The organism is Streptomyces sp. SID3212, assembly GCF_009865405.1.
Lineage (GTDB): Bacteria > Actinomycetota > Actinomycetes > Streptomycetales > Streptomycetaceae > Streptomyces.
The window spans coordinates 1-9,016 of sequence record NZ_WWJY01001007.1 but is presented as its reverse complement, the minus strand read 5'-3'; the positions used below and the strand labels follow the sequence as shown (position 1 = coordinate 9,016).

The window sequence follows — 9,016 nt, the reverse complement described above, 5'->3', positions numbered from 1 at the left end:
ACACTGTCCTGAGCGCCCCACGCACAGTCGTTACCCCGCGGTTTCGAGTCCTTAATGACCGGGCATGACCTCTGGGCGCCGCGGGCAACGATGCCTGCTCCGCAGCCGCCCGGCGGGCGACGATGTGTCCGTCCGTGCCCCACATCCGCCGCTACGCGCGGTGTCCACATGTTGGAATGCGCTATCCGCTTCCTGAGAAGCCGCCCATCATGTAACCTGCACGAAATTTCTTGGAGGGCCAGCGTCGTCCCTCGGTTATCGCATATGCCACGACGACGACGGGAGTGCCAATGCGTTCCGACGCCTGGTCGCCCATGGACGGTCGCCCCGCCCCGCAAGGGATGTACGACCCCCGTAACGAACACGACGCCTGTGGTGTCGGGTTCGTGGCCACCCTTACCGGTGTAGCCAGCCACGCACTGGTGGAGCAGGCGCTGACCGTACTGCGCAATCTCGAACACCGCGGTGCCACCGGCTCCGAGCCCGATTCCGGTGACGGCGCCGGCATCCTGCTCCAGGTCCCCGACGCCTTCCTGCGCGAGGTCACCGACTTCGAGCTGCCCGAGCCCGGCGCGTACGCCGTCGGCATCGCCTTCCTGCCCGCCGACGACGCGACCGACGCCGTCTCACGGCTCGAGACGCTCGCCGCCGAGGAGGGCCTGAACGTCCTGGGCTGGCGTGACGTCCCCGTCGCCCCCGGGCTGCTCGGTGCCACCGCCCGCGCGACGATGCCGGCCTTCCGCCAGCTCTTCGTCGCCGACGGTACGAGCACGGGCATCGCCCTCGACCGCAAGGCGTTCCTCCTGCGCAAGCGCGCCGAGCGGGTCGGCGGGGTGTACTTCCCGTCGCTCTCCGCCCGCACGATCGTCTACAAGGGAATGCTCACCACCGGCCAGCTGGAGCCGTTCTTCCCCGACCTGTCCGACCGCCGGTTCGCCACCGCGATCGCCCTGGTCCACTCCCGCTTCTCCACCAACACCTTCCCGAGCTGGCCGCTCGCCCACCCGTACCGCTTTGTCGCGCACAACGGCGAGATCAACACGGTCAAGGGCAACCGCAACTGGATGAAGGCCCGCGAGTCCCAGCTCGGCTCCGACCTCTTCGGCGCCGACAAGCTGGAGCGGATCTTCCCCCTCTGTACGCCGGACGCCTCCGACTCCGCGTCCTTCGACGAGGTCCTCGAACTCATCCACCTCGGCGGCCGGTCGCTGCCGCACTCCGTGCTGATGATGGTCCCCGAGGCGTGGGAGAACCACGACTCCATGGACCCGGACCGCCGCGCGTTCTACCAGTTCCACGCCACGATGATGGAGCCCTGGGACGGTCCCGCCTGCGTCACCTTCACCGACGGCACCCAGGTCGGCGCGGTCCTCGACCGCAACGGACTGCGCCCCGGCCGCTACTGGGTGACCGACGACGGCCTCGTCGTCCTTTCCTCCGAGGTCGGCGTCCTCGACATCGACCCCGCGAAGGTCGTCCGCAAGGGCCGCCTCCAGCCCGGCCGGATGTTCCTCGTCGACACCGCCGAGCACCGCATCATCGAGGACGACGAGATCAAGGCGACCCTCGCCGCCGAGAAGCCGTACAAGGAATGGCTGGAGACCGGCGAGATCGAGCTCTCCGACCTCCCCGAGCGCGAGCACATCGTGCACACCCACGCCTCGGTCACCCGCCGCCAGCAGACCTTCGGCTACACCGAGGAAGAGCTGCGCGTCCTCCTCGCGCCCATGGCCCGCAGCGGCACCGAGCCGATCGGCTCCATGGGTACGGACTCGCCGATCGCCGCGCTCTCCGCCCGGCCCCGGCTGCTCTTCGACTACTTCACCCAGCTCTTCGCGCAGGTCACCAACCCGCCGCTGGACGCCATCCGCGAGGAGCTCGTCACCTCGCTGCGCTCCTCCCTGGGCCCGCAGGGCAACCTGCTGGAGCCGACCGCCGCGTCCTGCCGCAGCGTCACCCTCCCCTTCCCGGTGATCGACAACGACGAGCTGGCCAAGCTCGTGCACATAAACGCCGACGGCGACATGCCCGGCATGAAGGCCGCCACCCTCTCCGGCCTCTACCGCGTCAGCGGCGGCGGCGAGGCGCTGGCCGCCCGCATCGAGGAGATCCGCGCCGAGACCGACGCGGCCCTGGAGAGCGGCGCCCGGATCATCGTGCTCTCCGACCGGCACTCCGACGCCGAGCAGGCCCCGATCCCCTCGCTGCTCCTCACCGCCGCCGTGCACCACCACCTCATCCGTACCAAGCAGCGCACGCAGGTCGGCCTGCTGGTCGAGGCCGGCGACGTCCGCGAGGTCCACCACGTCGCGCTCCTCATCGGGTACGGCGCCGCCGCCGTCAACCCGTACCTCGCGATGGAGTCCGTCGAGGACCTGGTCCGCGCGGGGACGTTCATCGAGGGGCTGGAGCCCGAGCAGGCGATCCGTAACCTGATCTACGCGCTCGGCAAGGGCGTCCTCAAGGTCATGTCCAAGATGGGCATCTCCACCGTCGCCTCCTACCGGGGCGCCCAGGTCTTCGAGGCCGTCGGCCTGGACCAGGACTTCGTGGAGAAGTACTTCAACGGCACCGCCACCAAGATCGGCGGCGCCGGGCTCGACATCGTCGCCCAGGAGGTCGCCGCCCGGCACGCCAAGGGCTACCCCGCCTCCGGGATCTCCGCCAGCCACCGCAAGCTGGAGATCGGCGGCGAGTACCAGTGGCGCCGCGAGGGCGAACCGCACCTCTTCGACCCCGAGACGGTCTTCCGCCTCCAGCACGCCACGCGCTCGCGCCGGTACGACATCTTCAAGAAGTACACGGACCGCGTGAACGAGCAGTCCGAGCGCCTGATGACCCTGCGCGGCCTGTTCACCATCGCGTCCGGCCGTACCCCCGTCCCCCTGGACGAGGTCGAGCCCGCCTCCGCGATCGTCCGGCGCTTCTCCACCGGCGCTATGTCGTACGGCTCCATCTCGCAAGAGGCGCACGAGACCATGGCCGTCGCGATGAACCAGCTCGGCGGCAAGTCCAACACCGGCGAGGGCGGCGAGGACGCGGAGCGGCTGTACGACCCGGCGCGCCGCTCCTCCATCAAGCAGGTGGCCTCCGGGCGTTTCGGCGTCACCAGCGAGTACCTGGTCAACGCCGACGACATCCAGATCAAGATGGCGCAGGGCGCCAAGCCCGGCGAGGGCGGCCAGTTGCCCGGCCACAAGGTCTACCCGTGGGTCGCCAAGACCCGGCACTCCACCCCCGGCGTCGGCCTGATCTCCCCGCCGCCGCACCACGACATCTACTCCATCGAAGACCTCGCGCAGCTCATCCACGACCTCAAGAACGCCAACCCGCGGGCCCGCATCCATGTGAAGCTGGTCTCCGAGGTCGGCGTCGGCACGGTCGCCGCCGGGGTCTCCAAGGCACACGCCGACGTCGTCCTGATCTCAGGACACGACGGCGGTACGGGCGCCTCGCCGCTCACGTCGCTCAAGCACGCGGGCGGCCCCTGGGAGCTGGGCCTCGCCGAGACCCAGCAGACGCTGCTGCTCAACGGGCTGCGCGACCGCATCGTCGTGCAGACCGACGGCCAGCTCAAGACCGGCCGGGACGTGGTCGTCGCCGCGCTGCTCGGCGCCGAGGAGTTCGGTTTCGCGACCGCGCCGCTCGTCGTCTCCGGCTGCGTCATGATGCGCGTCTGCCACCTCGACACCTGTCCCGTCGGCATCGCCACCCAGAATCCCGTCCTGCGCGAGCGGTTCTCCGGCAAGGCCGAGTACATCGTCAACTTCTTCGAGTTCATCGCGGAGGAGGTCCGCGAGATCCTCGCCGAGCTGGGCTTCCGTACCCTCGAAGAGGCCGTGGGACATGCCGAGTTCCTCGACACCGACCGGGCCGTCGACCACTGGAAGGCGCAGGGCCTCGACCTGGCGCCGCTGTTCCACGTACCGGCGCTGCCCGAGGGAGCCGTACGCCACCAGGTCACCATCCAGGACCACGGCCTCGCCAAGGCCCTCGACAACGAGCTGATCAAGCTCGCCGCCGACGCGCTGAGCGCCGAGAGCGCCGAGGCCGCGCAGCCGGTCCGCGCGCAGGTCGCCATCCGCAACATCAACCGCACCGTCGGTACGATGCTGGGCCACGAGGTGACCAAGAAGTTCGGCGGCGCGGGCCTGCCCGACGACACGATCGACATCACCTTCACCGGGTCGGCGGGCCAGTCCTTCGGCGCGTTCCTGCCCAGCGGGGTCACCCTGCGCCTGGAGGGCGACGCGAACGACTACGTCGGCAAGGGCCTGTCCGGCGGCCGGGTCGTCGTACGGCCCGACCGGGGCGCCGACCACCTCGCGGAGTTCTCCACCATCGCGGGCAACACCATCGCCTACGGCGCCACCGGCGGCGAGCTGTACCTGCGGGGCCGTACCGGCGAACGCTTCTGCGTCCGCAACTCCGGTGCCACCGTCGTCTCGGAGGGCGTGGGCGACCACGGCTGCGAGTACATGACGGGCGGCCGTGCCGTCGTCATCGGCGAGACGGGGCGCAACTTCGCGGCCGGCATGTCCGGCGGGGTCGCGTACGTCATCGACCTCGACCCGGACAACGTCAACGCCGGGAACCTGGAAGCCGTCGAGCCGCTCGACGACGCCGACAAGCGGTGGCTGCACGACGTCGTGCGCCGCCACCAGGAGGAGACGGGCTCCACCGTCGCCGACAAGCTGCTGGCCGACTGGGACGCCTCGGCGGCCCGCTTCAGCAAGATCATCCCGACCACGTACAAGGCAGTGCTCGCCGCCAAGGACGCCGCCGAGCTGGCCGGTCTCTCGGAGACCGAGACCACCGAGAAGATGATGGAGGCGGCGACCAATGGCTGACCCTAAGGGCTTTCTCACCACGGGACGCGAGGTCGCCAGGACCCGGCCCGTCGAGGAGCGTGTCAAGGACTGGAACGAGGTCTACGTCCCGGGCTCGCTGCTCCCCATCATCAGCAAGCAGGCCGGCCGCTGCATGGACTGCGGCATCCCGTTCTGCCACCAGGGCTGTCCGCTGGGGAACCTGATCCCCGAGTGGAACGACTACGCCTACCGCGAGGACTGGACGGCGGCCAGCGAGCGGCTGCACGCCACCAACAACTTCCCGGAGTTCACCGGGCGGCTGTGCCCGGCGCCCTGCGAGTCCGCGTGTGTGCTGGCGATCAACCAGCCGGCCGTCACGATCAAGAACGTCGAAGTCTCCATCATCGACAAGGCCTGGGACAGCGGTGACGTCACCCCGCAGCCGCCCGAGCGGCTCTCCGGCAAGACCGTCGCCGTCATCGGCTCGGGCCCGGCGGGACTCGCCGCCGCGCAGCAGCTCACGCGGGCCGGGCACACCGTCGTCGTGTACGAGCGGGCGGACCGCATCGGCGGGCTGCTGCGGTACGGCATCCCCGAGTTCAAGATGGAGAAGTCGCACATCAACCGGCGCATCGAGCAGATGCGGGCGGAGGGCACCAAGTTCCGCACCGAGGTGGAGATCGGCCGCGACATCGACGCGGTGAAACTGCGCAAGCGGTACGACTCCGTCGTCATCGCCGCCGGGGCGACCGTCTCGCGCGACCTGCCCGTCCCGGGCCGCGAGCTCAAGGGCATCCACTTCGCGATGGAGTATCTGCCGCTGGCCAACAAGGTGCAGGAGGGGGACCTCACGGTCGCCCCCATCACCGCCGCGGGCAAGCACGTCGTGGTCATCGGCGGCGGCGACACCGGCGCGGACTGCGTCGGTACGGCCCACCGGCAGGGCGCGGCGTCCGTCACCCAGCTGGAGATCATGCCGAGGCCCGGCGACGACCGCGCGGCGCACCAGCCGTGGCCGACGTTCCCGATGCTCTACAAGGTGACCTCCGCGCACGAGGAGGGCGGCGAGCGCGTCTACGCCGTCTCCACCACGCACTTCGAGGGCGACAAGGACGGCAACGTCCAGTCCCTGCACCTGGCCGAGGTGGAGTTCGTGAACGGCAAACTGGAGCAGAAGCCGGGCACCGAGCGGTCGATCCCGGCGCAGCTGGTCACGCTCGCGATGGGCTTCACCGGTACGGACCGGTCCAACGGCCTGGTCGAGCAGTTCGGCCTGGAGCTGGACGAGCGCGGCAACATCGCCCGCGACGAGGACTTCGCGACGAACGTTCCCGGCGTGTACGTTGCCGGGGACGCGGGCCGCGGCCAGTCCCTGATCGTCTGGGCGATCGCCGAGGGGCGCTCGGCGGCGCGTGGGGTGGACCGTCACCTGACGGGCGCCAGCGACCTGCCGTCCCCGATCCGCCCGACGGACCGCGCGCTGACGGTCTGAGCGCTCAGAGCGTTCAGCTGTCGGCACCCCCCCAAGACGTCCCGTACAACGGCGTACGGGCGGTGTCGGCCCGAGGAGCGATCCCCGGGCCCTCCGCAAGGCGCGGCGCCTGCCCCCAGTCCCCGACCGGACCGCTGGCAGGCGCCGTGGCATGTGGTTTCTTTCCGGTGGTCACACGCCGCCGGTCAACGCGGACGTCTTGAGCACCACCAGGACGAGCAGCACCGCCAGCGTGCTCGCGCCGGCCGCCACCTGGAGCGCGGTCCGGTGCTTCGCCGGGCTGTACGCGAGAGCGAGCGTCACCGCGCCGCCCGTCAGGAGGCCGCCCAAGTGGCCTTCCCACGAGGTGAATCCGGCGGAGATCACCATCCAGATCAGGAACCCGGCCATGAGGCGGTTCACGGGGGCCATGTCGTGACCCAGCCTGCGGTGGGTGACGTAGAAGGCCGCCGCGAGGCCGAACAGCGCGCCCGACGCGCCCACTGCCATGTCCTGCGGTGAGATCAGGTACACCAGCACGGAACCGCCCACCGCCGACAGCAGATACACCGTCAGATACCGGGCCCGGCCCAGCTGTTCCTCCGCGAAGCGGCCCAGTATCCAGAGCGAGTACATGTTGAAGACGATGTGCATGATCCAGAAGGTGCCGTCGGCAGGGGACTTGTGCAGGAAGGCGCCGGTGACGAGCCGGTACCACTCGCCGTCGACCACCCCCACGGTTCTCAACTCGGGGAACTCGGGCCCGTACAGGTACCACGCCCCGTCCGGACCCACGCTCGCCGCGCCCAGCATGCCGAACCGGTCGACCAGATCGGGCCGCGCCAACTCCCCGAGGTAGACGAGGACGTTGAGCACGATCAGCGTGACCGTCACCACCGGCGCGGAGACCCCGGACACCCGCCCCCCGAACACGGTCCGCGCCTGCCTGACCGACCGCTGCCCTTCCCGCACGCACTCCACACAGTGGTGGCCGACCGCCGCCTCCCGCATGCAGTCGGGGCATATGTACCGGTCGCACCGCGTACAGCGCACGTAGCACTCGTACTTGGGATGGCGGTAGCACGTGGTCACAGCGGCCTCCATGGCCGTCTCCTTCGGGCGGGGCGGGCGGGAACGTCTCGGCCGGTGGGGCGGCGCCGATCAAGGTAGCGAACCCCACCGACACCGACCACCCCGCGCCCGGCGCCCCCGGCCCGCACGGGGCGTACCCTCGGCGCACGCACGTCACCGCCCATTGAGACAGGGGGAGTTCCATGGGTTCCGCCATCAGTCTCCGCAAGGTGGAGGAGACCGCGCCCGCGCTGGTCAGTCTCTACAAGAGCGCCGCGGTCTCACTGGACAAACACGGCCTGGGCGACCAGCGGGCCGCCGTCTACCTGGTCCTCGACCACTCCGGCTCCATGCGGGACTACTACAAGGACGGCAGCGTCCAGGCCCTCGCCGAACGGGTCCTCGGCCTCTCCGCACACCTGGACGACGACGGCACCGTCCCGATCGTCGTCTTCTCCACGGACATCGACGCCGAGGCCGAGATCTCGCTCGCGAACCACGTCGGCCGGGTGGACGAGATCGTCGGGACGCTGGGGCACATGGGCCGCACCAACTACCACCTGGCCATGGACGCGGTGATCGACCACCATCTGGCCGGCGGCGCCACCGCCCCGGCGCTCGTGGTCTTCCAGACGGACGGGGGGCCGACCAGCAGGCTCGCCGCCGAGCGATACCTCTGCAAGGCGGCCGGGCTGCCGATCTTCTGGCAGTTCATCGGCTTCGGCGATCCGCGCGGCAAGCAGTTCGACTTCCTGCGCAAGCTCGACGAGCTCGCCGTCCCGGCGAAACGGCGGGTCGACAACGCCGGGTTCTTCCCCGCGGGCAGGAATCCCCGCCGGGTCGCGGACTCCACCCTGTACGACCGCCTGCTCGGCGAGTTCCCCAGCTGGCTGCGCCGGGCCCGGGAGTTGGGGATCGTGGCATGACGCCACGCGTGTTGCGCGCCGCCGGGCGGACGGTTGTGCCGTGGAGGAACGGGGGTGGGGTCACCCGGGAGGTCGTGGCCTTTTTCCCGAGGGGGCCGGGGGCGGGGGGTTCGAGTGGCGGGTCAGTCTTGCGGAGGTCGCCGCGCTCGGTGATCTCGGCGATCTCGACCTGGGGGTGTACGGCGCCGTGGTGCTCGGGCAGGGGGCCGGGCCCGTGTCGCTCAGGACCGAGGGGCGGGCCGCTGTGGTGGTGCTGCGGGTGTGGTGAGGGGGGAGGGGTGAGGGGGTGCTGCGCCGCTGGTCCGGCCGCTCCGGGAAACCCGGCCGTTCGGTTTGCGCGTGTCGGCCTCGCTGTGCGCCGAGCGACCGTGCTAGGCTTACAAGCGTTGCAGTTTTGGTACCCATGAACTTTATGTGCGCCTGACGGAAACTCGCTCAGGCGCATTATTGTTTTTGCCGGCTTCTCCGGATGGGGCTCAATGCGGCGACGAGGAATCCGTAAAGTGCGGATTTCCGGCTCTGCACCTGTTTTAGGAGAATGACATGGCAACTGGCACCGTGAAGTGGTTCAACAGCGAAAAGGGCTTCGGCTTCATCGAGCAGGACGGCGGCGGCGCCGACGTCTTCGCCCACTACTCGAACATCGCCACCCAGGGGTTCCGTGAGCTCCAGGAGGGCCAGAAGGTCTCGTTCGACGTCACGCAGGGCCAGAAGGGCCCGCAGGCGGAGAACATCGT

6 protein-coding genes are annotated in these 9,016 nt (G+C 69.9%); 5 read left to right on the top strand and 1 reads right to left on the bottom strand.

Features of this window, described 5'->3' with window-relative positions:
* Nucleotides 1–290 precede the first annotated feature (290 nt).
* The gene (gene gltB / locus GT042_RS29900) at nucleotides 291–4,850 is read left to right on the top strand and encodes a glutamate synthase large subunit (RefSeq protein ID WP_161311821.1); all 4,560 of its coding nucleotides are present in this window, start codon (nucleotides 291–293) and stop codon (nucleotides 4,848–4,850) included.
* Nucleotides 4,843–6,303, top strand: coding sequence for a glutamate synthase subunit beta (locus GT042_RS29895; protein ID WP_161311820.1), 1,461 nt, complete (start codon nucleotides 4,843–4,845; stop codon nucleotides 6,301–6,303). Before gltB ends, GT042_RS29895 begins: the two co-directional genes overlap by 8 nt.
* A gap of 171 nt (nucleotides 6,304–6,474) precedes the next feature.
* Here GT042_RS29895 and GT042_RS29890 read toward each other — a convergent pair whose 3' ends face one another.
* Nucleotides 6,475–7,386 (bottom strand): rhomboid family intramembrane serine protease, encoded by a 912-nt coding sequence (locus GT042_RS29890; RefSeq protein WP_161311819.1) that lies wholly within the window; start codon nucleotides 7,384–7,386, stop codon nucleotides 6,475–6,477.
* A 170-nt stretch (nucleotides 7,387–7,556) separates the two neighbouring features.
* Here GT042_RS29890 and GT042_RS29885 point away from each other — a divergent pair, with 170 nt between their 5' ends.
* From GT042_RS29885 to GT042_RS29875, 3 genes are all read left to right on the top strand, one after another.
* Entirely contained in the window at nucleotides 7,557–8,279 is a 723-nt protein-coding gene (locus GT042_RS29885; protein WP_161311818.1) for a VWA domain-containing protein, read from the top strand.
* A gap of 40 nt (nucleotides 8,280–8,319) precedes the next feature.
* Nucleotides 8,320–8,547, top strand: a complete 228-nt coding sequence (locus GT042_RS38400) for a hypothetical protein (protein WP_202534150.1) — start codon at nucleotides 8,320–8,322, stop codon at nucleotides 8,545–8,547.
* 275 nt (nucleotides 8,548–8,822) lie between these two features.
* A partial coding sequence (locus GT042_RS29875; RefSeq protein WP_161311817.1) for a cold-shock protein occupies nucleotides 8,823–9,016 on the top strand: 194 nt, incomplete at its 3' end.